Source organism: Aurantimonas coralicida DSM 14790, assembly GCF_000421645.1.
GTDB lineage: Bacteria > Pseudomonadota > Alphaproteobacteria > Rhizobiales > Rhizobiaceae > Aurantimonas > Aurantimonas coralicida.
Genome location: NZ_ATXK01000001.1, coordinates 365,047 through 391,574, shown reverse-complemented (window position 1 = coordinate 391,574; position 26,528 = coordinate 365,047). Strand labels below are relative to the sequence as shown.

Here is a 26,528-nt window from a genome sequence, read left to right as displayed (position 1 = left end):
CCAACTTTGGCCGAACTGCCTCGTTCCATGCTAGGAAACCGCGCCGTCGCTGCACGAACCATTGCGTTCGCGCCGCGGCGGCCATTGCCGTTTCCAGCCGTCGAGGAACTGTGTTCATGATGTTTCGACAAACGATCCTTGCCGTATCGGCGCTGGCCCTGATGGGTACCGCGACCGGCGGGGCGTCGGCCTTCGAATTGCCCGGGCTCTTCGGCGAGTCCGCATCCGGCGCTGCACGCCAGGCGCCGGCCGAGACGCGGACCGCCCCCGTGCGCATGGCGCAGGCCGGCGACGTCAGCGTGCGCATCAACCAGCTCGAGGAAGAGGTCCGCCGGCTGAATGGCCGGGTCGAGGAACTGAGCTTCCAGCTGCTGCGCACCCAGGAAGACATGCGCAAGCAGCTCGAGGACAACGAGTTCCGCTTCCAGCAGCTCGAGGGCGGCGGAGCGGGTGCCGCGGGCACCTCGGTCAACGAGCAGCGCGGCGACGCCGGCTCGGCCATGCCTGAGCAGCCCGGCGACAGCCAGCAGGCCGCCACGGGAGACGACATCGGTCGTCTCCTGGAGGACGGCGAGCTTGCCACCGGCGCGCTCGACACGACCAATCTGCAGACCGGCGTGCCCGGCCTTGGCGACAGCGCGTCGTCGGGCGGCTCCAGCACCGTCGCGGCGATCACGCCGGGCGGGCAGGGCGAGACCTACGACCTGGCCTACAACTACCTCCTGGCCGGCGACTACCAGCTCGCCGAGCAGGCCTTCCGCCAGTATGCCCAGACCTATCCGACCGCCGAGGATGCGCCGGATGCGCGCTACTGGCTGGGCGAGAGCCTGTACCAGCAGCAGAAATTCGCCGACGCGGCCGAGGTGTTCCTCGAGGCGCAGAAGAGCGCGCCGGAGAACGGCAAGGCGCCGGAGATGATGCTGAAGCTGGGCATGTCGCTGGCCAAGCTCGACAATCGGGAAACCGCGTGCATCACCTACAAGGAAGTGGCCAAACGCTATCCGCAGATGAGCAGCAACGTGCGCAAGAAGCTGGCGAGCGAGGAAAAGTCGGCCAACTGCTGACACCCGCCGCGGACCGCCGCGGCCTGCGCCTGGACATTCCCCGCGCCCGTCCCGACGCCGCGCCGCTCGACCGGCTTGCCCTTGCCGAGCTCCTGACCCATTCGCTGCACCAGGCGGCCGCCCTGACAGGCTTCCGCGACCGCGCCATCCTTGCCGTGTCCGGCGGCCCCGATTCGCTGGCGCTGGTTCTCGCGGCCATCGCCCTGCAGGGCACCGCAGCGCTGCCGCAAACCCGATTTCACATCGTCACCGTCGACCACGGCCTGCGCGACGCCTCGGCGGCCGAAGCGCGCTACGTCGCGGGCGTTGCCGCGCGCTTCGGCCTCGGCCACGAAACGCTGCGCTGGGCCGCGCCGGCCCGGACCGGCAACATTGCGGCGGCGGCCCGCGAGGCCCGCTACGCGCTGCTCGCAAATGCGGCCCGGCGCTTCGGCGCGACAGTGATCTTGACCGCCCATCACGCAGACGACCAGTGCGAGACTCACCTGCTGGCGCGCGAACGCGGCGCCGGGGTCGTCGGCCTGGCGGGCATGCGCCCGGTGCGGTCGCTGGCGCCGGATCTCGTCCTGGCGCGGCCGTTCCTGGACATTGCCGGCGACCGGCTGAAGGCAAGCGTGGCGGCGCATGGCCTGCCGGCCGTCACGGACCCGACGAATGACGATCCGGGCTCGCGCCGGGTGCAGCTTCGCCGGCAGATCGCGGCGGGCGGGCTGGACCGGGACGCGCTGCGGGCGCGAATCGCCGGGCATCGATCGGAACGCGACGCGCTGGAAGCCGGGCTCGGCGAGGCCGTCGCCGCGATGCAGGCGGCGGGTGAGCTTTGCCTGACGGAGGCCGGCACGCTGGAGATCGACCGGGATGCGCTGCGGGGCCTCGGCGACGACACGGCGTTCGTCCTTCTGCAACGCGCCATCGCGGCGGTCGGGGGCAGGGGGCATGGTCCCGAGGGCCCGGCGACGATCCGGCTTCTGGAGGCGCTGCGCGGCGAATCGGACGGGGCCCGCACGCTGGCGGGTGTGCGGGCGGTGCCAGGCGAAACGATCGCCCTGATGCGCGAATACGGCCGGGCCGGGATCGCTGTGCTGACGGCGACGGCGGGAGAACGGGTCTTCGACGGCCGTTTCGTGGTCGATGCCGGCGCCGGGCCCTCACATTGTGGGGGGCGGCTCGTCGCCTTCGGGGATCTCGGCCGGGGCAATCCGGTCGAGAAGACCTTGCCCGTGCTCGTTGCCGGCGATAGCCTTGTCGCCATCCCCGCACAGCTCGGCGGCAAGGTCGCCGCGGGAACGCCGCTGCTGGCGATCCGGTCGCTCGTCGGCTGGAGCCTGACCCGCGATCTGCCGCCGCCAACGGGCGGCCGGGCCGGGCCGAGTGCAAAGCCGCGGTAACCACCCTGCGCCGCCAACCGGTGCAAATTGCCGCAAAACCGCCTGACCTTGTTGGCAAGAAGGGGGGCAGCACCTATCTTCGAGCCAATCGTCCTCGTGACTTCGGGCGTCCATTCCAGGAAGATCGATGAACCAGAACTTTCGAAACTTCGCGCTGTGGGCGATCATCGCTCTCTTGCTGATCGCGCTTTTCCAGCTGTTTTCGAACGGTTCGCAAACCGCCGGCGCCCGCGACATCCCGTATTCGCAGTTCCTGTCCGACGTGAAATCCGGCCGTGTCGAGGCCGTGACGATCCAGGGCCAGCGCATCAGCGGCAAATATTCGGATTCCTCGCCGCCCTTCCAGACCTATGCGCCGGAAGACGCGCAGCTGGTCGAGCGGCTCGAGGCCCAGAACGTCCAGATCAATGCCAGCCCTCCGGGTGACAACAGCAACCCGATCTGGTCGATGCTGCTGTCCTTCGGCCCGATCCTCCTGATCCTCGCGGTCTGGATCTTCCTGATGCGCCAGATGCAGGGCGGTGCCGGCGGCAAGGCGATGGGCTTCGGCAAGTCCAAGGCCAAGCTCCTGACCGAGGCCCATGGCCGCGTCACCTTCGCCGACGTCGCCGGCGTCGACGAGGCCAAGCAGGACCTGGAAGAGGTCGTCGAATTCCTGCGCGAGCCGCAGAAGTTCCAGCGCCTCGGCGGCAAGATCCCGCGCGGCGTGCTGCTCGTCGGCCCTCCGGGAACCGGCAAGACGCTGCTCGCCCGCTCGGTGGCCGGTGAAGCCAACGTGCCGTTCTTCACCATCTCCGGTTCGGACTTCGTCGAGATGTTCGTCGGCGTAGGCGCCAGCCGCGTGCGCGACATGTTCGAGCAGGCCAAGAAGAACAGCCCCTGCATCATCTTCATCGACGAGATCGACGCGGTCGGCCGCCATCGCGGCGCCGGCCTCGGCGGCGGCAATGACGAACGCGAGCAGACGCTGAACCAGCTTCTGGTCGAGATGGACGGCTTCGAATCGAACGAAGGCGTGATCCTGATCGCCGCGACCAACCGTCCGGACGTGCTCGACCCGGCGCTGTTGCGCCCGGGCCGCTTCGACCGGCAGGTGATGGTGCCGAACCCGGATGTCGGCGGCCGCGAGAAGATCCTGAAGGTGCATGTGCGCAACGTGCCGCTGGCACCGAACGTCAATCTGCGGACGATCGCCCGTGGCACGCCCGGCTTCTCGGGCGCCGATCTCGCCAACCTCGTCAACGAGGCGGCGCTGATGGCCGCGCGGCGCTCCAAGCGTCTCGTCACCATGCTCGAATTCGAGGATGCCAAGGACAAGGTCATGATGGGCGCCGAGCGCCGGTCGATGGCCATGACCGAGGAAGAGAAGACGCTGACCGCCTATCACGAGGCCGGCCACGCCCTCGTCGGCATCATCGAGCCGTTCAACGATCCGCTGCACAAGGTGACGATCATCCCGCGCGGTCGTGCGCTGGGCGTGACCATGAACCTGCCGGAGCGCGATCGCTACGGCATGCGCAAGAACGAGATGGAAGCGCGTCTCGCCATGATCTTCGGTGGACGTGCCGCCGAGGAGATCATCTACGGGCTCGACAACGTCACCACGGGCGCTTCCAACGACATCCAGCAGGCGACCAACATGGCGCGGGCGATGGTCATGGAATACGGCATGAGCGACAAGCTCGGCCGGCTGCGCTACAAGGACAACCAGGACGAGGTGTTCCTCGGCCATTCGGTGGCGCACCAGCAGCACATGTCCGAGGACACGGCGCGGCTGATCGACTCGGAGGTGCGCGGCATCATCGAGACGGCCGAGAACAAGGCGCGCAACATCCTCAACACCCATATCGACCAGCTGCACATCCTGGCGAAGGGGCTCCTGGAATACGAGACGCTCTCGGGCGACGAGGTCCGCGACCTCCTGGCCGGCAAGCCGCTGGCCCGCGACATGGGCGACGACACGCCGCCGTCGCGCGGGTCCGCCGTGCCCAAGGCCGGTTCGAGCCGCGGGCCGGATTCCCGCGCAGGCGAGGCGGGCGACAGCCTGGAGCCGCAGCCGACCTGATCACGCGGGGTCCGCTCCTGCGGGATCGCAAGACAATCGAAGGGAGCGGCCTCACGGCCGCTCCCTTTTCGTTTGCGGGGTCGGCATCAGCGGCGACGCAGACCGGCGGGGTTGCAGGCAACGTCTCCGCAATCCATTGATGCGAGAGTATGACGACAGGGAACGGCGCTGCGCGCCTCTCCCGGTCCGCGACACCGTCGATGGCGGCGTCCGGGCCGGGCGATGGCGCGCGCGGCAGCCGCCACCGGACGGACGGTCCGGCAGAACAGGAACAGACGGGGTCAGGTGATGAGCAGACGCTATTTCGGCACGGACGGCATTCGCGGCACGGCCAACCGGCACCCGATGACGGCCGAGGTGGCGATGCGGGTCGGCATGGCGGCGGGCCTGGTCTTCCAGCGCGGCTCCTACCGGCACCGGGTGGTGATCGGCAAGGATACGCGGCGCTCGAGCTACATGATCGAAAACGCCATGGTGGCCGGCTTTACGGCGGCCGGCGTCGACGTGTTCCTGCTCGGGCCGATGCCGACCCCGGCGGTGGCCATGCTGACCCGGTCGCTGCGCGCCGATATCGGCGTGATGATCTCGGCCTCGCACAATCCGTTCGAGGACAATGGCATCAAGCTGTTCGGGCCGGACGGCTACAAGCTGTCCGACGAGCTGGAACTGCGCATCGAAGCGCTGCTGGACGAGGATCTGACGCCGCGGCTGGCGACGGGCGACGGCCTTGGCCGGGCCAAGCGCATCGACGGCGTCCACGACCGCTACATCGAGGCAGCCAAGCGGACGCTGCCGCGCGAGCTGTCGCTGGAGGGCGTGCGCGTCGCCATCGACTGCGCCAATGGCGCGGCCTACCGGGTAGCGCCGGACGTCCTGTGGGAGCTCGGCGCGGAGATCGTCAAGCTGGGCGTCGATCCGGACGGCACCAACATCAACCGCAATTGCGGTTCGACGGCGCCTGCGGCGCTGATCGAGAAGGTCAAGGAAGTGCGCGCCGATATCGGCATCGCGCTGGACGGCGATGCCGACCGGGTGCTGATCGTCGACGAGCGCGGCGAGGTGGTCGACGGCGACCAGCTGATGGCGGTGATTGCCGAAAGCTGGGCCGAAGACGGCCGACTGGCGGCCGGCGGCATCGTCGCGACGGTGATGTCCAATCTCGGCCTCGAGCGCTTCCTGTCCGAACACGATCTGCAACTGGCCCGCACGGCGGTCGGCGACCGCTATGTCGTCGAGCACATGCGCGAGCATGGCTACAATGTCGGCGGCGAGCAGTCCGGCCACATCGTCCTGTCGGATTTCGGCACGACGGGCGATGGGCTCGTGGCGGCGCTGCAAGTGCTGGCGGTGGTCCAGCGCAAGGGCGGCACCGTGTCGGAGGTCTGCCGCCGCTTCGAGCCGGTGCCGCAGATCCTCAAGAACTTCCGCTATTCGGGCGGCGCGCCGCTGGAGCGACAGCGCGTGCAGGACGCCATCAGCGCCGGGCGCGATCGTCTCGGTGAGGGCGGGCGCCTGGTCATCCGCGCTTCCGGTACGGAACCGTTGATCCGGGTGATGGCCGAGGGCGACGATCGCGGGCTGGTCAACTCGGTGGTCGACGATATCCTTGGCGCGCTCCAGCAGACCGCAGCGTAAGGTAGGGTCACCAAGTTCTGAGGGCCCGCTCTTCGTTAAACTTCGTATTAACCATTCCGATTTACCGTCTTCGTTAAGGTAACGGCGTCTGCCAATCCCGGCCGCCGGATCGAATCGGAGATGAGAGCAATGAAATCTCGCCTTTTGACGACCGTGGCATTGATCGGCGCGGTCTCATCCTTCAGCAGCTTCGCCAAGGCCGCCGACATCATCGAAGAGCAGCCCTACTTCCCGCCGCCGGCTCCGGTGATCGTGGAAGAAGTCGCCACGGGCGGCTGGTATCTGCGCGGTGACGTCGGCTACGTCTTCAAGTCCAAGACCGACGGCTATTACAACGGCTGGAACATCGATCCGGGCGTCCAGTTCGTCGACGACGTCTTCCACTACGATTCGATCGAGACGAAGGGCGCCGCCTCCTTCGGCGTCGGCGTCGGTTACCGCTTCACCGATCATCTGCGCGTCGACGCGACCGTCGATTACTTCCGGACCGATGTCGACGGCCGCAGCAACTGCAACACGCAGGTGCAGCAGAGCTACAACATCCTGGCCAATGCGGGCTGCTATTACGACGACAGCTCGAAGGTCTCGATCTGGACGGCTCTGGCCAACGCCTATGTCGATCTCGGCACCTATGGCCGCATCACGCCCTATGTCGGCGCCGGCCTCGGCTTTGCCCATGTGAAATACGACGACCAGACCAACGAGATCGTCTGCGGCTCCAACCCGAACTGCCCGGCGACCAACTATGTCGGCGTGCATGCCGGCAAGTCGAGCTGGCGCTTCGCCTCGTCGCTCAGCGCCGGTGCCAGCATCGACATCACCCACAAGCTGAAGTTCGACGCCGGTTACCGCTACACCCGGATCTCGGGCGGTGACGCCTTCGGTTACGACGAGCTCGACCGCAGCTTCGGCGCGTCCGGCGTCCAGGGCAGCGACAACGGCTTCAACATCCACGCCGTGCGCGCCGGCCTGCGCTACGAGTTCGGCGGCGGGGGCGGTGGCTTCGGCAAGGGCAAGGGCAAGGCCGTCGAGCCGATCTACGCCTCGACCCCGCTCTATGAAGAGCCGGCGCCGATCTACGAAGAGCCGATCTACAAGTAAGCCGGCCCGCAAAGGCTGCGCATGAGACGGGCCGCTGCCTTCGGGCAGCGGCCTTTTTCATGCGGCGTTCGCGTCCGTCTTCGCGGGACGATCGTAACCTTCGTAAAGGTTTACGGTTAAGAAACAGGGTTAATCGCGCGTTAATCTTTCTGCGGCAGGATCGGGTGAGACGAGGGGTGCGGTGCCGCACTTCTCGTGAAGCGAAGACTGCAACGGGAAGCGGCTCCATGAACCTTGCAACCAAACTGATGGCCAGTGCCGCGCTGATCGGCTTCACCATGCCGGTGGCGAGCGCCGCCGACCTTCCGCCCATCTACGAGACCCCGATCTACCAGGACGTGCCGGAAGTGCAGCCCGTCGAGATCGGCAGCGGCTGGTATCTGCGCGGCGATGTCTCCTACGATTTCCAGTCCGACGTCGACGTCAACGGCCGCGAATACCGCCCGGACTTCGCGCGCTACGGCAACGGACCGACCTATGCGCCGGGCGAGTACGATTCCTTCGGTGCCGGCCATGACGGCTTCGAGATGGATGGCGCCGCGTCCTTCGGCGTCGGCTTCGGCTACCAGTTCACCGATTATTTCCGCGGCGACCTGACCGCGCGCTACTGGTCGGCCGATATCGACGGCGGCGACCGGATCGGCTCCTGCTTCGACTATGTGACGGCGACCGGCGGCACGGCCAGCCAGGCGTCCTGCGACTCCACGACCAGCGCCAGCGCGACCGGCCTGGAACTGATGGCCAACGCCTATGCCGATCTCGGCACCTTCGTCGGCTTCACGCCGTATGTCGGCGCCGGCGCCGGTGCGGTGAAGGTCAAGTATGACGACGTCAACGTCTCGCATGGCTGCACGCTCAACGGCACGGCCTGCGCGAACAGCTTCTACAACAGCGAGGCGAGCTATGACGGCGCCACCAGCTGGCGCTTCGCCTACTCGCTGATGGCCGGTGTCTCCTACGACATCTCGCGGAACCTGAAGGTCGATCTCGGCTACCGCTTCCTCGATGTCGACGGCGGCGACGCCTACAGCTATTCGGGCGACGTCGCGGCCAACGGCCAGCTCGGCCTCAGCGCCGAGGATGACGGCTTCCAGCGTCATTCGGTCCAGGCCGCGATCCGCTATTCGCTCTGGTAGGCGAGAAGTCACAGCAAGTTCATGCAAGAACGGCGGGCGCCTTGCGGGGCCTGCCGTTCTTGCGTTCGGGGGAGGGACGTGACGGGTGACGGGCCGTCGCGCGGCCCGAATGTGCTTGACGGGTGCCGGCCGCAGGAGTAGCGCCATTCGCGGGACACGCCTCCCCAACGAGGCGCTTCTATCTGTGAGGATAGCTTTGATGGCACATACCGCGAAGCCGGACCTGCGTCCGGCCAATCCCCGTTTTTCCTCCGGCCCCTGCGCGAAACGACCCGGCTGGTCGCTCGACGCACTCAACGATGCCGCGCTCGGTCGCTCGCATCGCGCCAAGGTCGGAAAATCCAAGCTTCAGCAGGCGATCGACGAGACCCGTGAGGTTCTCGGCGTGCCCGACGACTATCGCATCGGCATCGTGCCGGCGTCGGACACCGGCGCGGTCGAGATGGCGATGTGGTCGCTGCTCGGCGCCCGTGGCGTCGACATGCTGGCCTGGGAATCCTTCGGCGCCGGCTGGGTGACCGACACGGTCAAGCAGCTCAAGCTCGACGATGCCCGCGTCTTCGAGGCGCCCTATGGCGAGATCGTGGATTTCGCCGAGGTCGATTTCGACCGCGACGTGGTCTTCACCTGGAACGGCACGACCTCCGGCGTGCGCGTGCCGAATGGCGACGCGATCCCGGCGAGCCGCGAAGGCCTGACGATCTGCGACGCCACCTCGGCGGCCTTCGCCCAGGACCTGCCCTACGACAAGCTCGATGTGGTGACCTTCTCCTGGCAGAAGGTGCTCGGCGGTGAAGCGGCGCACGGCGTCCTGATCCTGTCGCCCCGCGCCGTCGAGCGGCTGGAGAGCTACAAGCCGGCCTGGCCGCTGCCGAAGATCTTCCGCATGACCAAGGGCGGCAAGCTGATCGAGGGCATCTTCAAGGGCGAGACCATCAACACGCCGTCGATGCTGTGCGTCGAGGACTATCTCGACGCGCTCGGCTGGGCGAAGTCGATCGGCGGCCTGCCGGCCCTGAAGGCACGGGCCGACGCCAATCTGGCGGTGATCGAGAGCTTCGTCGACACGCATCCCTTCCTGGCGTTCCTGGCCGCCGACAAGGCGACCCGGTCCAACACGTCGGTCTGCCTGACCTTCGCCGATCCGGCCGTGGCCAATCTCTCCGACGACGCGCAGAACGCCTTTTCCAAGGCAGTCGTGTCGCTCCTCGAGAAGGAGGGCGTCGCCCTCGATATCGGCGCCTATCGCGACGCGCCGGCGGGCCTGCGGATCTGGTGTGGCGCGACGGTCGAGACCTCCGACGTCCTGGCGCTGATGCCGTGGATCGAATGGGCCTTCGAGACCCAGAAGGCCGAGCTCGCCAAGGCAGCCTGATCCGGTCGCGGATCATTCCATTCCCTGCAAGGGGAGGGATGTCCGGCCCGAAGTAGGGCGAACGATCCGGGAAGGGGCGCCGCGCGGCAAGCCTTGTTCAGGCGCTCTTGCGACGCGTCGCCCGATCCTTCGGACCGTCCTCATCCGTGTGTGGGTGAGGGACGGCCGCCTCGTTCCAGTTCACAGCATTCAGTGTTTTCGCGACGCCGGAAAACCGCGTCGATCATCATTCAAAGGACCATTCCCATGGCACCTCGCGTTCTCGTTTCCGACAAGCTTTCCAAGACCGCCGTCCAGGTCTTCACCGACCGCGGCGTAGAGGTCGACTACATGCCGGATCTCGGCAAGGACAAGGACAAGCTGCTCGAGATCATCGGCCGGTATGACGGCCTCGCCATCCGCTCGGCCACCAAGGCGACCGAGAAGCTGATCCAGGCGGCGACCAATCTGAAGGTCATCGGCCGCGCCGGCATCGGCGTCGACAATGTCGACATCCCGGCGGCCAGCCGGAAGGGCATCATCGTGATGAACACGCCCTTCGGCAATTCCATCACCACCGCCGAGCATGCGATCGCGATGATGTTCGCGGTCGCCCGCCAGCTTCCGGCCGCCGACGCCTCGACCCAGGCCGGCAAGTGGGAGAAGAACCGCTTCATGGGCGTCGAGATCACCGGCAAGACGCTGGGCGTGATCGGCTGCGGCAATATCGGCTCGATCGTGGCGACCCGCGGCGTCGGCCTGAAGATGCGCGTCGTCGCCTTCGACCCGTTCCTGTCGCATGAGCGCGCCGCGCAGCTCGGCATCGAGAAGGTCGAGCTCGACGAGCTGTTCAAGCGCGCCGACTTCATCAGCCTGCACACGCCGATGACCGACAAGACCAAGGGCATCATCAACGCGGCGGCGATCGCCAAGATGAAGGACGGCGTGCGCATCATCAATTGCGCCCGCGGCGGTCTCGTCGTCGAGGCCGATCTCGCCGAGGGGATCAAATCGGGCAAGGTGGCCGGTGCCGGCGTCGACGTGTTCGAGACCGAGCCGGCGACGGATTCGGTGCTGTTCGGCCTGGAGAACGTCGTCTGCACCCCGCATCTGGGCGCCTCGACCTCGGAAGCGCAGGAGAATGTCGCGGTGCAGGTCGCCGAGCAGATGTCGGACTATCTCGTCCGCGGCGCCGTCTCCAACGCCATCAACATGCCGTCGATCACGGCCGAGGAAGCGCCGATCCTGACGCCCTTCGTCAAGCTCGCCGAGATCCTCGGCGGTTTTGCCGGGCAGGTCACCGAGGAGCCGATCACCTCGGTCGAGATCCTCTATGACGGCACGGTGGCCGGCATGAACACCAATGCGCTGACCAGCGCGGCGCTGTCGGGTCTGATCAAGAGCCAGGTGTCGGACGTCAACATGGTCTCGGCGCCGATCATGGTGAAGGAGCGCGGCATCCACGTGACGGAATCGCGTCGCGACCAGTCGGGCGTGTTCGAGACCTACATCAAGCTGACGGTGACGACGGAGAAGATGACCCGTTCGGTGGCCGGCACGGTGTTCTCGGACGGCAAGCCGCGCTTCATCCAGATCAAGGGCATCAATCTCGACGCCGAGGTCGGCCAGCACATGGTCTATACGACCAACAACGACGCGCCGGGCATCATCGGCCTTCTGGGCACGACCTTCGGCGCTGCCGGGGTCAACATCGCCAACTTCCAGCTCGGCCGGAACCGTCCGGGCGGCGACGCGATCGCGCTGCTGTATCTGGATTCGCCGATGCCGGAGGACCTTCTTAAGACGGTGCTCTCCCACAAGGAGATCATCAGCGCCAAGCCGCTGCGCTTCGACGTTGCCGAAGCGGCCGTCTAACGGCCTGAGACCAGGATCGCGGCGCCCCGTTTCTTGCGGGGCGCCGCTTACGCCTCGCTCGCCTTGCGGGCGCGGGCGGCGCCCCGCTCGGCGAGCATGATGCCGCCGAGGACGAAGGTGAGGGCGGCGACGTGATAGGCGTGCAGCTCCTCGCCGATGATCAGGACCGCCAGGATGGCGCCGAAGATCGGGACGAGATTGACGAAGAGATTGGCCCGGTTGGGGCCGATCAGCTCGATGCCGCGGATATAGAGCACCTGCGCCAGCAGCGACGGGAAGATGGCGGTATAGAGCGCCGCGGTCATGCCGGAGGTGTCGGGCAGCTGGGTGTGGCCCATGGCCCATTCGATACCGGCCAGCGGCACCGAGACGACGAGGGCGGAGAGGGCGAGAACGAAGATCGTCGAGCGCCAGTGCAGCTTCGGCTTGAAGCGCAGCGCCACCGTGTAGCCGCCATAGATCAGGACGGCGAGCATCATCAGCGCGTCGCCGCGGTTAAGGTCGAGGGCGAGCAGCGCGGACAATTCGCCGTGAGAGGCGGTCAGGGCGACGCCGACGATGGTCAGGCTGAAGCCGATGATCTGGAACAGCGTCACGCCGGTGCGGAACAGAAGGAAGTTCGCCACGAAGACGATCAGCGGCATGGCCGACTGCTCGATGGTGACGTTGATGGCGCTGGTATAGTTCACCGCCAGATAGAAGATGGCGTTGAAGCAGGTGAAGCCGATCGCGCCGAGGGCGAAGAGGAAGGGCAGGTTACGCCGGATCTCCGGCCATTCGCGGCGCACGTCGCCCCAGGCGAAGGGCGCGACGAACAGGCAGGCCAGCGTCCAGCGGATCAGGGTCAGGAGCATCGGCGAGACGTGGCCGACGGCCAGCTTGCCGGCGATTGCGTTGCCGGCCCAGAACAGGGCGACGGTGCCGAGGACGAGATAGGCGTTGCGGAAATAGGACGTCATGCTTCGCGTTTACGCGCGCCAGGACGATGCGCCTAGAGGGGCGGATAAAATAAGGTTCGCTGACGAGTGGCGCGGCCGGCATTTCGCGCCGCCGCGCAGCTTGCATGTCGGGCCAAATTGTCGGAAGTCCGCCGCAGGACCGCCTCGCTTCGCGCCGGGCGCTTGACTATAGTCCGCGCGCCTTCGGCAGCAGGGTGCGGGGCGAACATTCGCGAGAAGGACATATCATGGCCAATGTCGTCGTCGTCGGTTCCCAGTGGGGAGACGAGGGTAAAGGCAAGATCGTCGACTGGCTGTCGGAGCGGGCCGACGTGGTCGTGCGCTTCCAGGGCGGGCACAATGCCGGCCATACGCTGGTCGTCGACGGCGTCTCCTACAAGCTGTCGCTGCTGCCCTCGGGCGTCGTGCGCCAGGGCAAGCTGTCGGTGATCGGCAATGGCGTGGTTTTCGACCCGCATGCCTTCGTGGCCGAGAAGAACCGCCTGCAGGAGCAGGGCGTGTCGGTCAGCCCGCAGACGCTGCGGATCGCCGACAATGCGGCGCTGATCCTGTCGCTGCACCGCGAACTCGACGCCACCCGCGAGAACGCCAGCGCCGCCGGCACCAAGATCGGCACGACGGGCCGCGGCATCGGCCCGGCCTACGAGGACAAGGTCGGCCGCCGCGCCATCCGGGTGATGGACCTCGCCAATCCCGAAAGCCTGCCGGGCCGCATCGAGCGGCTGCTGGCGCATCACAACGCGCTGCGGCGCGGCCTCGGCCAGAGCGAGATCGACCCGGCGGCGATCCTCGACGAGCTGACGTCGGTCGCCGACGAGATCACCCCCTATATCGACCGGGTCTGGCGGCTGCTCGACCAGCGGCGCAAGGCCGGCGACCGGATCCTGTTCGAGGGCGCGCAGGGCACGCTGCTCGACATCGACCACGGTACCTATCCCTTCGTGACCTCCTCTAACACGGTGGCCGGGCAGGCCGCGGCCGGCTCCGGCCTCGGCCCGTCGAGCCTCGGCTTCGTGCTGGGCATCACCAAGGCCTATACGACGCGGGTCGGCGAGGGGCCGTTCCCGAGCGAGCAGGACAACGAGATCGGCCAGTTCCTGGGCGAGAAGGGCCGCGAATTCGGCACCGTGACCGGGCGCAAGCGCCGCTGCGGCTGGTTCGACGCCGTGCTGGTGCGCCAGGCGGTGGCGCTGAACGGCATTCACGGCCTCGCCTTGACCAAGCTCGACGTTCTGGACGGCCTCGACGAGATCAAGATCGTGGTCGCCTACAAGCTCGACGGCAAGACGATAGACTATCTGCCGGCAAGTCTTGCCGAGCAACAGCGCATCGAGCCGATCTTCGAGACCTTGGAAGGCTGGCGCGACACCACGGCCGGCGCACGCCGCTGGACCGATCTTCCTGCCCAGGCGATCAAGTATGTCCGGCACATCGAGGAACTGGTGGAAGCGCCTGTCACGCTTCTGTCGACCTCGCCGGAGCGCGACGACACAATACTTGTTCGCGATCCGTTTCAGGACTAGAGTCCCGGCGCCGGCGCACCAGAAATCAAGACGAGTGAGTGACTGCGATCCATGGCGGATTTGAGCGGCGTACTTCGCAAGACCATCGATGGCCTGCCACGCGCAACGCCGCAGATGCGAGCGAAGGTCTACGAGAAAGCCCGCGCGGCGATCCAGCGGCAGATCCAGGCGGCCAATCCTCCTCTTGCCGAGGAGGTCGTCGCCGCACGCCAGTCGGCGCTCGAGGATGCGATCGCGCGCACCGAGCAGCATTATCTCGACCAGGATGGCGACGGCAGCGAGCCCACGGCAGCGGCACCGGCCGCGCCGGTCGCAGCGTCGCCGGCGTCTGCGCCTGCCGATGCGCCGGCAGCCCCTTCCGAGGACATGTCCCCGCGGTCCGATTTGCGGCCGTCCGAGCCGCCGCGGCCGCAGACGCCGCCGGCTGAGCGCCCGCGCGCGCCGCAGCCGGACAGCCGCATCGAACCCTCCTTCGACGGCGGGCGCCCGGACGCGGGTAACGCTGCAGCTGCCGCCGGCGGGGCCAACACGCATTCGGCCTGGGAGCGGGAGACGCCCGCCACCCCGACGCCGTCCGCGCCTAAGCCGCAGGGCGCCGGCGCGGCTTCGCCGGCCAGGCCCGGACCGGCCAAGGATGCCGGGCGCAGCGATCCGCCGCCCTTCTTCCCGGTCTCGGCGGAAGAGCCCGAGGGCGGGGCGCGTCCCGCCGCCGTGGGGGTGCCGTTCATCGTGCCGTCGCAGGAGAGCGGTCGCTCCGGTCCCGCCGTTGCCGGGACGGACGATGCCAATGACGACGAGGACCGGTTGCCGGCCGGCATCCGCTCCGACGACGACCTGATCCCCGCCGCCGACCTGACCGCGCCGCGCTACTCTGCGCGCCAGCGTCGAAAGTCCGGCGGTGCCGGCAATCGCGGTGCGATCACGGCCGTTGCCGCCGTGCTGATCCTCGGCGGGCTGGGAACGGCCGGCTGGATGTATCGCGAGGAAATCCAGGCGATGCTGGTCGATCCGGCGGGCCTCGAGACCATCGCCACGAACAACGCCGACGGCACGCCCGCGCCGACGCCGACGGACGAGGCCGGGACCGACGTCGCCGCGGTCGATCCGGCAGCCGAGACGCCGGACGCCGAGGGCGAGACCGCGTCGGAGATGACGACGCCGGCGCGGGAATCGACACGGCAGTTCACCCAGCGGCTGCTGCCGGACGGCACCGAAGTCGACGAGGGCCCGGCCGAGGTCGCGCCGAACGCCTTCGACGAGGGCACGAACATCGCCGCCGCCTCGCCGGTGGAGACGCCGGACCTGTCGGGCAATCCGACCATTGCCAGCGAGATCGGCGAGAATCCCGAAGTCGTCGGTGCGCCGGAGACGCCGGGCGAGACCGCGGCTGAGACGCCCGATGCCGCGCCGACCGAGGACGCCGCAGCCGGCGAGACCGAGGTCGCAGCCGTCGATCCGTCCGAGGACGGGGTGGGCGTCGCGCAGGACGCGGTGTTCTACCAGGAGCGCACCGAGACGGTGCCGGGCACGCAGGAGAGCGGCGACGTCGTCTGGTCGGTGGTCAACGAGTCGCCGACGGAAGGGCAGCCGCCCGAGCCGGCGATCCGGGCCGAAGCCGAGATCCCGGACGAAAACCTGAAGATGACCATGACGATCCGGCGCAATGCGGACCCGACGCTGCCGGCCAGCCACGTCATCGAGCTGCTGTTCACGACGCCGGAAAACTTCGCCGGAGGCAGTGTCGCCAACGTCCAGCGGCTGGCCCTGAAGCCCTCCGAGCAGGCGCGCGGCGAGCCGCTGATCGGGGTGGCCGGCAAGATCTCCGACGGCTTCTTCATCATCGCCCTGAACAATCTCGAACAGGCGATGCAGAACAACATGGCGCTCCTGCAGAACGAGCAGTGGATCGACATTCCGATCGCCTATGCCTCGGGCCGCCGGGCGCTGATGTCGATTGAGAAGGGCGTGCCGGGCGACCGGGTGTTCAAGGAAGCGATCGAGGCCTGGAAGGCCAAGACCTGACGGGCATTGACTGCCGCGCCTGAGGGCAGGGCGGGGGCAGTCCGCGGCACGGTTCAAGCGTGCATCATGCGAAAAGGGCCGGCCCGCGGATTGCGGACCGGCCCTTTCTTCATTCTGGCTGTGGTCGCCGATCAGGCGGCCGGCTGCTCGACCGTGCGCAGCGCCCGGTTGGTCGCGTCGGCGGTGTCGCGCACCGCCTTCTGGACCTTCTCGAAGGCGCGCACCTCGATCTGGCGCACCCGCTCGCGGCTGATCTCGAACTCGCCGGACAGCGTCTCCAGCGTCAGCGGATCCTCGGCCAGGCGTCGTGCCTCGAAGATCCGGCGCTCGCGGTCGTTGAGCACGCCCATGGCCTGCTGCAGCATGCCGCGACGCTGGTCGAGCTCGTCGTTGCGGGCGAGCAGGTCTTCCTGCGTCTCGCTGTCGTCGACCAGCCAGTCCTGCCATTCGCCGGATTCGCCCTCGGTGGCACGCAGCGGCGCGTTGAGCGAGGCGTCGCCGGACAGGCGGCGGTTCATCGACACGACTTCCTCGTCGGACACGCCGAGATTGGTGGCGATCTGCGAGACCTGGTCGGGGCGCAGATCGCCCTCGTCCAGCGCCTGGATGCGGCTCTTCATCTTGCGAAGATTGAAGAACAGCCGCTTCTGGTTCGCCGTGGTGCCCATCTTCACGAGGCTCCAGGACCGCAGGATGTATTCCTGGATCGAGGCCTTGATCCACCACATGGCATAGGTGGCCAGACGGAAGCCGCGCTCCGGATCGAAGCGCTTGACGGCCTGCATCAGGCCGACATTGCCTTCCGACACGACTTCGCCGATCGGCAGGCCGTAGCCGCGATAGCCCATGGCGATCTTGGCGACGAGCCGCAGATGGCTGGTGACGAGCCTGTGCGCCGCGTCGCGGTCGTCATGTTCCGCGTAACGCTTCGCCAGCATGTATTCTTCCTGCGGCTCCAGCATCGGGAACCGCCGAATCTCTTCCAGGTACCGGCTGAGGCCGGCTTCGCCCGAGGAGATGCTCGGGAGATTGGCTTGGGCCATATGTGCGCCCTCCATCGTTGCAGACGACCGCTTTTCGCGAAAGCCGGTCGGTGTGCGGGCCGCCTTCGCCTGCCCGCACCTTTCAGATATGGGGATTACCCCGGCCGATTGCACGGCAAGATCATGGGATCAGCGCGCTGAACGATCTGTTCGCGAACGCTCACCAATGGCCTCGGCAACGGGTCTTACCCTGTAGAAATCCCGAAGGCGGCGCACAGTTCCACCATATCGGCCGGCAAATCCGCCTGGAACGCCAGATCCTCGCCGGTGACCGGGTGGACGAAGCCGAGCCGGAAGGCGTGCAAGGCCTGACGGTCGAAGCGCTCGACGACTTGGCGGGCGTCGTCCTCCAGCCGCCGCGACTTGCTGCGGAAGCCGGCGCCATAGACGTCGTCGCCGACGAGCGGATGGCCGATATGCGCCATGTGGACGCGGATCTGGTGGGTGCGGCCGGTTTCCAGCACGCATTCGACCAGCGACGCGATGCCGTCGTCCAGCGTCGAGGCCTTGACCAGGTTGAAGCGGGTAACGGCATGGCGGGCGTCGGCGCGGTCGGCGGCGACGACGGCGCGCTTGACGCGGTCGGTGGTGGAGCGGCCGAGCGCCGCGTCGATCGTGCCGCTGGGCCGCAGCGGGACGCCCCAGACCAGCGCCAGATAGGCGCGCGACAGGCGGCCGTCGCGGCCATGGGCGGCGAACTGGTCGGCAAGGCCCTGATGGGCGGCATCGGACTTGGCGACGACCAGCAGGCCGCTGGTGTCCTTGTCGAGACGGTGGACGATGCCCGGCCGCTTGACGCCGCCAACGCCGGAGAGGCTGTCGCCGCAATGGTGGATCAGGGCGTTGACCAGCGTGCCGGTCCAGTTGCCCGGGCCGGGATGGACGACGAGGCCGGCCGGCTTGTCGATCACGACGAGGTGTTCGTCCTCGAAGACGATGCTCAGCGGGATCGGCTCGGGCAGGGGCTCGGGGTCGGATGGCGGCGGAATGTCGACGGCGACGATCTCGCCGGCGGCCAGCTTGCGCTTGCCGACGGTGACGGTCACGTCGTCGACGGTGACCTGGCCGTCGGCGATCAGGGCCTGGGCGCGGCTGCGCGACAGCGCGCCGTCGCTGGCGGCGGCGACGAAGGCGTCGAGCCGGATGCCGGCCCGGTCGTCCTCGACCAGAAAGCGGCTTGTGTCGGCGGCTTGCGGCCCTGTAGGAGCGATGTCGACCATCACAGTGCCCGATCCGCTGGAGTGACAGGCATTTTGATCCCTCTCAATGCGGTGTCCCGTCCCGAAACCAGATGCATCCTTCGGGACGATGCCGCCGCCAGACCGACCGGACGCGCCATGAGCATCGAGGACAACGACGACACCGAAAAGCCGCTCGACCCGGCGACCGAACGGCTCCGGCGCAAGATGGTGCGGCTCTTGGTGGTCTCGATCGGGATCATGACGATCGGGCTTATGGCCGTGCTGGCGGCCATTGTCTACCGCACCATGGGCGGGCCGGGGCCGCTGGAGGGCATCGAGACGACCATCGCGCTGCCGGCCGGCAGCGAGGTGCTGGAAAGCTCGCTCGACGGCAAGCAGGCGCTCCTGCGCGTGCGCAACGGGTCCGAGGTGTCGCTGTATCTGGTGTCGCTCACCGACGGCAGCGTCACGGCCCGCTACGCGCTGCCGCAATAGTTCGCAGAATTTGCCCGATGCCCCCCTTGCATCGGGCAAATCGCCCGGTTATATCCTCGCTCACCAGCAAGCGCCCATCGTCTAGCGGTTAGGACGGCGCCCTCTCACGGCGCAAACAGGGGTTCGATTCCCCTTGGGCGTACCACTCCCCCTCTCGGGTGGTTGCAGTGTTTGCTGGCTTCCAATCATCGATGACATTATTCGCAGCCGAGTGTCGCTTCGCGTTCTTGGGCGGCGCAGAGCGCCTTGCCGTGGCGGGGCTTGCCGATCTGGCTGGCGCTTCCCGCACTCGTGTCGAGGCGCGCCAGTTCGTCGCTCGCTGTCGTGGGCGGCGGCGTGGTAGGACGCTGTCTGTATCGTCATCGCAACGGGGAAAACCGATTGTCCGCAGCCATGGGCCGGAAGATTCTGACACTGGCACTCGCCCTGTGCCTCACCACGACCGTCGCCTCGGCACAGAAGCCGGTTGCCAGCATCGAAGCGCAGGTGAAGCGGTGCTGGACCTCACCGTCGGCGCAGAGGGCCACCTCGGTCCGGCCCATCACCTTCGTCCTGCAACTGGCGCCCGACGCCGATCTCGTGAAGGCCAGCACCGACTACGTGCCGGCGAATGCCGTCGAACGGACTTTGCGCGATGCGGCGGTGAGGGCGATGAAGCGCTGCCTGCCGTTGCGCGCGCCGGACGCGCCCTATGAGGAGTGGAAGGAAACGAGGGTGACCTTCGAGATGGAGAAGGCCTCGGGGGCGTCGCAGTTCGAACTGCCGGACTGATGCCGGCGATGCGGCCTGCCGGTTTGCCCGATGCGGCGAACGGCGATACGCAGGCCGCCCCGGGCGCTGCCGCGCTTCTCTCCGATTGGTTCGACGTCTCCCATGCCGGTTTCGCTTTCCACCATCGCCATCGACGACCCGGCCGACCCGCGGGTCGAGCCGTTTCGCAATGTGCGGGACCGCGATCTCGTCGGCCGTGACGGCTTTATCGCCGAGGGCACGGTGGTGCTCGACCAGCTTCTGGTGTCGCAGCGCTTTCGGCCGACATCGCTGCTGATCCTGCGCAACCGGCTGGCCGGACTGACCGAGCGGCTGGCGCGGTTTCCAAACGACGTGCCGATCCATGTGGCGGACCAGGCGGTGTTCGACGGGATCGCCGGCTTTGCCGTGCATCGCGGCGTGCTGGCCCATGGGGCAGAGCGCGGAGCGCGGCCGTCGGCGGGCGAGACGATCGCGGCGGCCGGCGGGCGGCCGGTCGTCATCGCCGTGGGCCTCTCCAACCACGACAATCTCGGTGCGATTTTCCGCAATGCGGCGGCGTTCGGCGCCGGTGCGGTGCTGTGCGACGCGACCAGTTGCCATCCGCTCTATCGCAAGGCGCTGCGGGTGTCGGTGGGCACGGCCCTGACGGTGCCCTGGTGCCGGGAGGGGACGGGCGAGAGCCTCGTCGCGGCGTGCCGGGCGGCGGGCTACCGGGTCCTGGCGCTGTCGCCGGCCGGCGAGACGCCGCTGGCAGGGCTGGCGACGGCAGGACGCACGGCGCTGTGCCTCGGCGCCGAAGGGCAGGGGCTGTCGCCGGAGCTGATGCGTGCGGTCGAGACGGTGCGGATCGAGATGGCGCCGGGGCTCGACAGCCTGAATGTCGCGACCTCGGCGGCGATCGTCCTGCACCGGCTGTTTGCCGGAGACGACACGACGGGGTAGCGGGGCGCCGGGTCGCCAAGCGCCCACGCGCGGCACGGTCGATCGGCAGCGGTAGGGGGCGCGGGGTCGGCCGGTCTTTCAGGCGACGACGCGTCGGCGGGCGCGAGCTATTCGGCGGCCTGTCCGGTGGTCTTCGATTCCTCGGCGCGCAGGCGCCGGACCCGGCCGGCCAGCGTCGGGCGTCCGCTTTCGGCAGTGCCGGTCTTGCCGGACTCGTCCGCGGCCAGAATGCGCTCGATGACGGAATTGGGGCCTTCGGCCTTGCCGGTCAGGTGAATCACCCGGGCGGCAATGTCGCTGATGCGTTCGCGCAGGGCTTCCTCGTCGTCGTCCTCGCCCAGCGGATGGGCCGGCAGGTCGAGATGTTCTTCCAGCTGGCGGCGCACGGCCTCGGCGCTGACCGGGGCAGCGGCAGCCACGACCGGAGTCTTGTCGATGTCGTCCGGGGATGTGTCGTCCGCCCGGCTCGCCTGCGGCAGATCGGTGTCATCCGCGTCGTCGAGACTGTCCCGGCCGCCGGCGTGCAGCGCCAGGCGCTCGTCCTGGTCGGCGAGGCGCGCGGTGAGGCGGATGACCTTTTCCTCGAGCTTGCGGGCGGTCGCCTTTTCCTTCTGCAGGCTGGCGTCGAGGGCGCCGACCTGGCTGCGCAGACGGTCGATCGCATTGTCGCGCTCGCGGCCGATGCGCTCCTGCGAGCGGACCTCGTCCTGGGCTTCCTCCAGCCGGGTCTCCAGCGACACGATGCTCAGCTTGCGGTCCTCGGCGATGCCGGTCAGGTCGCGGAAGCGATCGGAGAGGGCGTTCATCTCCTCGGTGCGCAGGTCGAGGTCGTGGACCGTCTCGCGCAGCTCTTCCTCGAGCTTGCGATAGTCCTGCTCGCGGGCCTCCAGGGCGGCGGAGAGTTCCTTCAGATCGGCGACGTTCTGGGCGACGGTCTCGGTGAGGACGCGGTTGCGACCGCGCAGATCGGCATTCTCGACGGCGACGCGGCCGGCCTCGGCGCGCTCCAGCGCGGCCTTCTCGCGGACGGCGTGGGCTTCCATCTCGCGGCGCCGGGATTCCATGGCGGCCTGGGCGCGGACATGGTCGTAGCTGGCGCGGATCTCGTTGGCGCTGACGGGAATCGTCGCCTCGAACTCGCGGCGGGCCAGTCGCTTGGCGCGGCGCCAGACGATCGGCGACACGAGCAGGGCGATCAGGGCAGCGGCCAAGAAGCCGAACAGGAATATCAGGCCGGAGGCGATCATGGGGACCTACGCTGGGGGCTTTCGGATACCCTTATAACGCACGAAGCGACAATAGGGGCCGAGGCCCGGGCTTTTCGGTGCGCGATTCACGGTCCGGTATGGTCATCGGGCAACGCTTGCGGCGGCCGGGCTGACCGGCCGCCGCGCGGGTGATGGGCTCAGAAGGGATTCCAGGTCGGCATCGGGGTCAGCTTGAGATAGCCGAGATTGACGCCGAGACGGGCGCCGACGCCGGTCTTGATGGGCACCAGCACGATGTTGTCACGGGTCAGCACCGTCATGCCGAGGCCGCCGACCAGATAGGCACTGCCCGAGACGCCGCCGAAGCGGCCATAGACGGCTTCCACCGAGGGCAGGTCGTAGACCAGCATCATGGTGCGGGCGCCGTCGCCGCCGACATCGAAGCCGAGCGAGGGGCCCTGCCAGAAGATACGGTGCTCGCCGGCATTCTTGGTGAAGAGCGTGCCCTCGCCGAAGCGCAGGCCGCCGAAGAAGGCGCCGGCGGCTTCCTCGCCGAGAATGTAGCCGTTCGGCAAGCCGAACTTCTTGAACGCCTGCTCGACGACCTGGGCGAGGCTGCCGGAGGTGGTGCCGAAGAATTTATGGCCGGTGGCGATGACCTCGTCGGTGTTGTAGCCGCTGGTGCCGGCCTGGGCGTGAGCGGGAGATGCAGCGCCGAAGCCTGCGACGAGGAATGCGGTGGCCGCAGCGAAGAGGAGACTGCGGACCGCCCCTGTGATGGCATTCATGTTCGGTTCCTTTCGACAGGGCGGGCGCGGGCGATCGACGACCGACCCGGTACCCGCTTGCGACGCGATATCCGGCATTTGACCAAAACATGCTTTCCAATCGCCTAACGCCCGCAATGTGCGTGTCGCGGCGGTACGGATGATGCGGCTCGGTTGACGGATTCCGGGCAGGAACCCATGCTTTGTGCCAAAGCGAGACGGCTGATTCGCCGTCGGCTCCCCATGGCTCGATCGAACGGAACCTCCTGCATGACAACCCTTCCCGAACTGTCGGCTGCGGATCTCGCCGCGCTGTTGTCCAGCAAGCTGTGCCACGACATCATCTCGCCGGTGTTCGGAATCCAGAGTGGCCTCGAGCTGCTGGACGACATGCCGAACGATCCCGAATCGATGGAGCTGGTCCGCCATTCGCTGAAATCGGCCGTCGCCAAGCTGCAGTTCGCCCGCATCGCCTTCGGCGCCGCCGGTTCGCAGACCGCGACGATCGACCTGAACGACGCCAAGACCGTCGCCAATGGCTACATGAACCACGAGAAGGCAGCGATCGTCTGGGAGGGCGAGCCGGGCTACGTGGCCAAGAATTTCGTCAAGATCATCCTCAATCTGATCGTCCTAGCCAACGCCTCGATCAGCCGGGGCGGGGAGATCAAGGTGGTGATCGAATCGATCGATCCGCCGCGCGCGACGGTGCGCGCCACCGGCGACCGCATCCGCATCCAGCCGCGGCTGATGGCGCTGCTCAACGGCGACGTGGCGCAGGAGGCGATGGATGCCCAGACGATCCAGCCCTATTACACGCTGTTCCTCGCGCAGGAATCCGGCCTGACGGTCGCGCACGAGAAGACCGAGGGCTCGGTTCTGTTCACGGTGGCCTGACGGACACGCCGTTTAGGTAATGTTACCCCTGTTCCTGAACGAAACAGCAAAGATGCTGCGCTAGGACTGATCCACCACGAAGGAGTTCCGGACGGATTGTCCGGGCCCCGTCAGGAGAGGTGAGCGCCCATGCAGAGCTGTCTGATCGTCGATCCGGCTCCGGTGATCCGGAAGGTGGCGTCGCGCATCCTGTTCCAGATGGGACTGACGGTTGAAGGGGTCGCCTCGGGCGACGAGGCCAAGGCATGGGTCGCCGCCAACGGCCTGCCGGAGATCGTGATCGTCGCGGCGTCGGCGGAAGATCCGGCCGGCGTCGAGCTGGTCCGCCATCTGCGCGCCGAGGCGGAGGGCCGGCCGACCGTGATCCTCGCCTCGATCGTGGAATCCAACCTCGGCCTGATGACGCGCCTGCGCCGGGCCGGCGTCACCGACTATATCTACAAGCCATTCGATCGCAGTGCGCTGGAAGGCTGGCTGACGCCTTTCGTCCAGGCTGCCGGCACCAGCGCGGAAGGCGCCTCGGCCTCGGCCGCGTGAGCCGACGTCTCGCAAGGCAGGCGGCGCATGGCGCCGATCATCCGCAACAGCCAATCCGAAAACAGCCAGGCCCGAATGCCAAACGGCCCGCCGCGGGGAACCGGGCAGGCCGTTTGGAAGACAGGTCCCGAAAGATCCGGGACGCGATCAGAAAGCCGGGCGCGCGATCAGGCGGCGCCGCGGGCGACTTCCGGCTCGCGCAGCACGTAGCCGCGGCCCCAGACCGTCTCGATGTAGTTCTTGCCCTCGGTGGCCGTCGCCAGCTTCTTGCGCAGCTTGCAGATGAAGACGTCGATGATCTTCAGCTCGGGCTCGTCCATGCCGCCATAGAGGTGGTTGAGGAACATTTCCTTGGTGAGCGTGGTGCCCTTGCGCAGCGAGAGCAGCTCCAGCATGGCGTATTCCTTGCCGGTCAGATGCACGCGCTGGCCGTTCACTTCGACCGTCTTGGCATCCAGATTGACCGTCAGGTCGCCGGTGTTGATGACCGACTGGGCATGGCCCTTGGAGCGGCGGACGATGGCGTGGATGCGGGCGACCAGCTCGTCCTTGTGGAACGGCTTGGTCATGTAGTCGTCGGCGCCGAAGCCGAGGCCGCGCACCTTGTCCTCGATACCCGCCATGCCGGAGAGGATCAGGATCGGCGTCTTCACCTTGGACAGGCGCAGGGTGCGCAGGACTTCGTAGCCCGACATGTCCGGCAGGTTCAGATCGAGAAGGATGAGGTCGTAGTCGTAGAGCTTGCCGAGGTCGACGCCTTCTTCGCCCAGATCGGTCGTATAGACGTTGAAGCTCTCTGACTTGAGCATGAGCTCGATGCTCTGCGCGACCGCGCTGTCATCTTCGATCAAAAGAACGCGCATCAGAAATTCCTCTTAGCCCAGCCCTGCCGATTCGGGTAAACGGCATGGCCCCGGTTTGTCTAAAGTTCGGCCCAAAAGTGGCACGAAGTGGTTAACAAATGCTCACAATCCGAACGGTCGGCCGGGCTGCGGGCATCTGTCCTACGATGAAAGACCTGGTTTCCCTTGGTCTGACCCCGGTGTTCCGCCTGATTGAGCGATCCGCCAAAGTCGGTGCGTTCGGTTTACCCAGCCTTAAATCCTCACCCCTATGATTAATGGTGCGCGTAAACAGACGGTTAAACGCATAGCTCACGAGGCTTGCCCAAAACCGTCCGCCGCATCTTTTCCGGGCCGTCAGACGGAGCCCGTCATCTGGAGTTTGAGTGATGAAGCGTGACAACCTGGTGCGACTGACGCGTTTCAAGGTCAGCGAAAAGCGTCGTCAGCTCGAGCAGCTCGAACTGATGATGGGGGAGTTCGCCCGGATGGCGGCCGAGCTCGATCATCAGATTTCGAACGAGGAAAAGAAGGCGGGGATTACCGATATCACCCATTTCGCCTATCCGACCTTCGCCAAGGCGGCGCGCTCGCGTCGCGACAACCTGACCAATTCGGTCCAGGACCTGCGGACCCAGATCAACGCCGCGAAGCTGGCGCTGGAAGAGGCCGAGGCCGAATTGCTGCATGCCGAGAAGCTGGAGCTGCGCGACGGCCAGCGCGACGGCGAGGACGACCGCCGCGAAGCCGTCGGCTGACCAGCGACCGCCCGGCGCGAACCGCACCGGCAATCTTTCACTCAGCCCCTGGCGCCGCGCGGCGACGGGGGCGGTGATCGGTCGGCCCGACTTTCGCAAGGCCGCGTGATCTCAGTGCCAGGACGCCAGTTGGGCGGGCCTGGCATTTTCCGTATCGGGATCGGCCACGCGGCGATGCCGCGACAGGCGTCGCGCTCAGGCCGAGCGGCCGTCAAACGGGCGGAAGAAGGCGCGAGGGGAGGGGAGCGGGAATCGGACCGGCGGATTCGTGCGCAGCGCGGTCCAGGCGATTCGATCGGCGACGGCACGGCGCCGTGAGGCGACCGCGGCAGGCGGATCAACCGGTTTGCGGCCGGCCGGAGCCGGGCGCTGAGAGCCCCGCACGAGGCGGGGCCCGATCCGACCGTCAGTGAAGGTCGGACTTTTTGCGGTATTCCTGGATCTGCGTGGTGCGCAGTCCGGCAAGCCCGTGCTGGTCGATGGACATCTGCCAGGAGACGAACTCCTCGACGGTCAACGTGTACCGCGAGCAGGCTTCATCGAGACTGAGGAGGCCACCGCGCACGGCGGCAACGACCTCGGCCTTGCGGCGGATGACCCAACGTCTGGTGTTGGATGGCGGCAGGTCGGCAATCGTCAACGGGCTGCCGTCGGGGCCAATGACGTACTTAACGCGTGGTCTAACCTGATCGGTCATTGTACTCTCTACAACACTCAAGACCTAATCGAGCCCCAACCTAGAACGCCGCTCCTAAAAAATCCGTCAAGCGTCGCGTAAGGTTTCGATAACAGTTTGAAGCAATTGGCCAACTGCCTGCGAATCCGGGCTTTTTCGCCCTGACGGCGTGAAAAGTGGCCTCCGAAAATCCGCATTTCGCGGCTGCAAGCCCCGATTGGCGCCCCGCGGAGGCGGAAAATAGCGGCCGCGGCGAAGTTTTTTGCGCGTCGCGAGTCGGCCTCGCCGTCATGCTGCCGCCACAGGG

At 67.3% G+C, this 26,528-nt stretch carries 23 protein-coding genes and 1 tRNA gene; 17 read left to right on the top strand and 7 right to left on the bottom strand.

The genetic code is table 11. From position 1 onward, the window contains the following. Nucleotides 1-116: 116 nt before the first annotated feature. The 8 genes from ybgF (at nt 117) to serA (ending at nt 11,618) form a co-directional block, all read left to right on the top strand. The gene (gene ybgF / locus H536_RS0101845; protein ID WP_024348845.1) at nt 117-1,064 is read left to right on the top strand and encodes a tol-pal system protein YbgF; all 948 of its coding nucleotides are present in this window, start codon (nt 117-119) and stop codon (nt 1,062-1,064) included. Further along, nucleotides 968-2,452: a tRNA lysidine(34) synthetase TilS gene (gene tilS / locus H536_RS0101840; protein WP_024348844.1), complete on the top strand. Its 1,485-nt coding sequence runs from the start codon at nt 968-970 to the stop codon at nt 2,450-2,452. The genes ybgF and tilS overlap by 97 nt, the downstream gene beginning before the upstream one ends. A gap of 127 nt (nt 2,453-2,579) precedes the next feature. Continuing rightward, the gene (gene ftsH / locus H536_RS0101835; RefSeq protein ID WP_024348843.1) at nt 2,580-4,517 is read left to right on the top strand and encodes an ATP-dependent zinc metalloprotease FtsH; all 1,938 of its coding nucleotides are present in this window, start codon (nt 2,580-2,582) and stop codon (nt 4,515-4,517) included. Nucleotides 4,518-4,805: 288 nt separating this feature from the next. Continuing rightward, nucleotides 4,806-6,152 (top strand): phosphoglucosamine mutase, encoded by a 1,347-nt coding sequence (gene glmM, locus H536_RS0101830; RefSeq protein ID WP_024348842.1) that lies wholly within the window; start codon nt 4,806-4,808, stop codon nt 6,150-6,152. A gap of 129 nt (nt 6,153-6,281) precedes the next feature. After that, nucleotides 6,282-7,253, top strand: a complete 972-nt coding sequence (locus H536_RS0101825) for an outer membrane protein (protein ID WP_024348841.1) — start codon at nt 6,282-6,284, stop codon at nt 7,251-7,253. Between the two features lie 227 nt (nt 7,254-7,480). Further along, nucleotides 7,481-8,389 carry an outer membrane protein gene (locus H536_RS0101820; RefSeq protein WP_024348840.1) on the top strand — a complete coding sequence of 303 codons (909 nt, stop codon included), beginning with the start codon at nt 7,481-7,483 and terminating at the stop codon, nt 8,387-8,389. A gap of 199 nt (nt 8,390-8,588) precedes the next feature. After that, a complete protein-coding gene (locus H536_RS0101815; RefSeq protein ID WP_024348839.1) occupies nt 8,589-9,764 on the top strand; it encodes a phosphoserine transaminase in 1,176 nt (391 codons plus the stop codon). A gap of 246 nt (nt 9,765-10,010) precedes the next feature. Next, nucleotides 10,011-11,618 (top strand): phosphoglycerate dehydrogenase, encoded by a 1,608-nt coding sequence (serA, locus tag H536_RS0101810; protein ID WP_024348838.1) that lies wholly within the window; start codon nt 10,011-10,013, stop codon nt 11,616-11,618. A 47-nt stretch (nt 11,619-11,665) separates the two neighbouring features. On the opposite strand, the gene H536_RS0101805 is transcribed toward serA, so the two are convergent. Next, entirely contained in the window at nt 11,666-12,577 is a 912-nt protein-coding gene (locus tag H536_RS0101805) for a DMT family transporter (protein ID WP_024348837.1), read from the bottom strand. A gap of 227 nt (nt 12,578-12,804) precedes the next feature. On the opposite strand from H536_RS0101805, the gene H536_RS0101800 reads away from it, so the two are divergent. Continuing rightward, nucleotides 12,805-14,100 (top strand): adenylosuccinate synthase, encoded by a 1,296-nt coding sequence (locus H536_RS0101800; RefSeq protein ID WP_024348836.1) that lies wholly within the window; start codon nt 12,805-12,807, stop codon nt 14,098-14,100. Between the two features lie 51 nt (nt 14,101-14,151). Continuing rightward, entirely contained in the window at nt 14,152-16,122 is a 1,971-nt protein-coding gene (locus tag H536_RS23075) for a hypothetical protein (protein WP_024348835.1), read from the top strand. Between the two features lie 131 nt (nt 16,123-16,253). Here H536_RS23075 and rpoH read toward each other — a convergent pair whose 3' ends face one another. Together rpoH and H536_RS0101785 are read right to left on the bottom strand one after the other, a co-directional pair. Next, complete coding sequence (rpoH, locus tag H536_RS0101790) at nt 16,254-17,165, bottom strand: RNA polymerase sigma factor RpoH (protein ID WP_009208764.1); 912 nt, start codon at nt 17,163-17,165, stop codon at nt 16,254-16,256. 185 nt (nt 17,166-17,350) lie between these two features. Further along, a complete protein-coding gene (locus tag H536_RS0101785) occupies nt 17,351-18,385 on the bottom strand; it encodes an RluA family pseudouridine synthase (protein WP_024348834.1) in 1,035 nt (344 codons plus the stop codon). Between the two features lie 117 nt (nt 18,386-18,502). Between H536_RS0101785 and H536_RS23555 the strand changes: the two genes are divergently transcribed. The 4 genes from H536_RS23555 to H536_RS0101765 all read left to right on the top strand — a co-directional run bounded on the left by H536_RS23555 (nt 18,503) and on the right by H536_RS0101765 (nt 20,536). After that, on the top strand, nt 18,503-18,841 hold the full coding sequence (locus H536_RS23555; protein ID WP_024348833.1) for a hypothetical protein: 339 nt from the start codon (nt 18,503-18,505) through the stop codon (nt 18,839-18,841). A 70-nt stretch (nt 18,842-18,911) separates the two neighbouring features. After that, nucleotides 18,912-18,986: transfer RNA gene (locus H536_RS0101775), tRNA-Glu, on the top strand. 248 nt (nt 18,987-19,234) lie between these two features. Then, nucleotides 19,235-19,612 (top strand): hypothetical protein, encoded by a 378-nt coding sequence (locus tag H536_RS0101770; RefSeq protein ID WP_024348832.1) that lies wholly within the window; start codon nt 19,235-19,237, stop codon nt 19,610-19,612. Between the two features lie 102 nt (nt 19,613-19,714). Next, nucleotides 19,715-20,536, top strand: a complete 822-nt coding sequence (locus H536_RS0101765; RefSeq protein ID WP_024348831.1) for a TrmH family RNA methyltransferase — start codon at nt 19,715-19,717, stop codon at nt 20,534-20,536. Between the two features lie 107 nt (nt 20,537-20,643). On the opposite strand, the gene H536_RS0101760 is transcribed toward H536_RS0101765, so the two are convergent. Next, the gene (locus H536_RS0101760; protein WP_024348830.1) at nt 20,644-21,783 is read right to left on the bottom strand and encodes a hypothetical protein; all 1,140 of its coding nucleotides are present in this window, start codon (nt 21,781-21,783) and stop codon (nt 20,644-20,646) included. A gap of 158 nt (nt 21,784-21,941) precedes the next feature. Further along, nucleotides 21,942-22,532: a DUF1134 domain-containing protein gene (locus H536_RS0101755; protein WP_009208807.1), complete on the bottom strand. Its 591-nt coding sequence runs from the start codon at nt 22,530-22,532 to the stop codon at nt 21,942-21,944. Between the two features lie 249 nt (nt 22,533-22,781). Here H536_RS0101755 and chpT point away from each other — a divergent pair, with 249 nt between their 5' ends. Then, complete coding sequence (chpT, locus tag H536_RS0101750) at nt 22,782-23,408, top strand: histidine phosphotransferase ChpT (RefSeq protein WP_009208808.1); 627 nt, start codon at nt 22,782-22,784, stop codon at nt 23,406-23,408. A 129-nt stretch (nt 23,409-23,537) separates the two neighbouring features. After that, nucleotides 23,538-23,945 carry a response regulator gene (locus H536_RS0101745; RefSeq protein WP_024348829.1) on the top strand — a complete coding sequence of 136 codons (408 nt, stop codon included), beginning with the start codon at nt 23,538-23,540 and terminating at the stop codon, nt 23,943-23,945. Between the two features lie 167 nt (nt 23,946-24,112). On the opposite strand, the gene ctrA is transcribed toward H536_RS0101745, so the two are convergent. Then, nucleotides 24,113-24,808: a response regulator transcription factor CtrA gene (gene ctrA, locus H536_RS0101740; protein WP_009208810.1), complete on the bottom strand. Its 696-nt coding sequence runs from the start codon at nt 24,806-24,808 to the stop codon at nt 24,113-24,115. Nucleotides 24,809-25,176: 368 nt separating this feature from the next. Here ctrA and H536_RS0101735 point away from each other — a divergent pair, with 368 nt between their 5' ends. After that, nucleotides 25,177-25,545 carry a flagellar export protein FliJ gene (locus H536_RS0101735; protein WP_029702559.1) on the top strand — a complete coding sequence of 123 codons (369 nt, stop codon included), beginning with the start codon at nt 25,177-25,179 and terminating at the stop codon, nt 25,543-25,545. A 406-nt stretch (nt 25,546-25,951) separates the two neighbouring features. On the opposite strand, the gene sciP is transcribed toward H536_RS0101735, so the two are convergent. Continuing rightward, entirely contained in the window at nt 25,952-26,242 is a 291-nt protein-coding gene (gene sciP / locus H536_RS0101730) for a CtrA inhibitor SciP (protein ID WP_024348827.1), read from the bottom strand. Nucleotides 26,243-26,528: the final 286 nt, after the last annotated feature.

What these genes read in the sequence shown, in the direction of transcription:
- ybgF (WP_024348845.1), top strand. Translation starts at nt 117, where the DNA reads ATGATGTTTCGACAAACGATCCTTGCCGTATCGGCGCTGGCCCTGATG.
- ftsH (WP_024348843.1), top strand. Translation starts at nt 2,580, where the DNA reads ATGAACCAGAACTTTCGAAACTTCGCGCTGTGGGCGATCATCGCTCTC.
- glmM (WP_024348842.1), top strand. Translation starts at nt 4,806, where the DNA reads ATGAGCAGACGCTATTTCGGCACGGACGGCATTCGCGGCACGGCCAAC.
- H536_RS0101825 (WP_024348841.1), top strand. Translation starts at nt 6,282, where the DNA reads ATGAAATCTCGCCTTTTGACGACCGTGGCATTGATCGGCGCGGTCTCA.
- H536_RS0101820 (WP_024348840.1), top strand. Translation starts at nt 7,481, where the DNA reads ATGAACCTTGCAACCAAACTGATGGCCAGTGCCGCGCTGATCGGCTTC.
- H536_RS0101815 (WP_024348839.1), top strand. Translation starts at nt 8,589, where the DNA reads ATGGCACATACCGCGAAGCCGGACCTGCGTCCGGCCAATCCCCGTTTT.
- serA (WP_024348838.1), top strand. Translation starts at nt 10,011, where the DNA reads ATGGCACCTCGCGTTCTCGTTTCCGACAAGCTTTCCAAGACCGCCGTC.
- H536_RS0101805 (WP_024348837.1), bottom strand. Translation starts at nt 12,577, where the DNA reads ATGACGTCCTATTTCCGCAACGCCTATCTCGTCCTCGGCACCGTCGCC.
- H536_RS0101800 (WP_024348836.1), top strand. Translation starts at nt 12,805, where the DNA reads ATGGCCAATGTCGTCGTCGTCGGTTCCCAGTGGGGAGACGAGGGTAAA.
- H536_RS23075 (WP_024348835.1), top strand. Translation starts at nt 14,152, where the DNA reads ATGGCGGATTTGAGCGGCGTACTTCGCAAGACCATCGATGGCCTGCCA.
- rpoH (WP_009208764.1), bottom strand. Translation starts at nt 17,165, where the DNA reads ATGGCCCAAGCCAATCTCCCGAGCATCTCCTCGGGCGAAGCCGGCCTC.
- H536_RS0101785 (WP_024348834.1), bottom strand. Translation starts at nt 18,385, where the DNA reads ATGGTCGACATCGCTCCTACAGGGCCGCAAGCCGCCGACACAAGCCGC.
- H536_RS23555 (WP_024348833.1), top strand. Translation starts at nt 18,503, where the DNA reads ATGAGCATCGAGGACAACGACGACACCGAAAAGCCGCTCGACCCGGCG.
- H536_RS0101770 (WP_024348832.1), top strand. Translation starts at nt 19,235, where the DNA reads ATGGGCCGGAAGATTCTGACACTGGCACTCGCCCTGTGCCTCACCACG.
- H536_RS0101765 (WP_024348831.1), top strand. Translation starts at nt 19,715, where the DNA reads ATGCCGGTTTCGCTTTCCACCATCGCCATCGACGACCCGGCCGACCCG.
- H536_RS0101760 (WP_024348830.1), bottom strand. Translation starts at nt 21,783, where the DNA reads ATGATCGCCTCCGGCCTGATATTCCTGTTCGGCTTCTTGGCCGCTGCC.
- H536_RS0101755 (WP_009208807.1), bottom strand. Translation starts at nt 22,532, where the DNA reads ATGAATGCCATCACAGGGGCGGTCCGCAGTCTCCTCTTCGCTGCGGCC.
- chpT (WP_009208808.1), top strand. Translation starts at nt 22,782, where the DNA reads ATGACAACCCTTCCCGAACTGTCGGCTGCGGATCTCGCCGCGCTGTTG.
- H536_RS0101745 (WP_024348829.1), top strand. Translation starts at nt 23,538, where the DNA reads ATGCAGAGCTGTCTGATCGTCGATCCGGCTCCGGTGATCCGGAAGGTG.
- ctrA (WP_009208810.1), bottom strand. Translation starts at nt 24,808, where the DNA reads ATGCGCGTTCTTTTGATCGAAGATGACAGCGCGGTCGCGCAGAGCATC.
- H536_RS0101735 (WP_029702559.1), top strand. Translation starts at nt 25,177, where the DNA reads ATGAAGCGTGACAACCTGGTGCGACTGACGCGTTTCAAGGTCAGCGAA.
- sciP (WP_024348827.1), bottom strand. Translation starts at nt 26,242, where the DNA reads ATGACCGATCAGGTTAGACCACGCGTTAAGTACGTCATTGGCCCCGAC.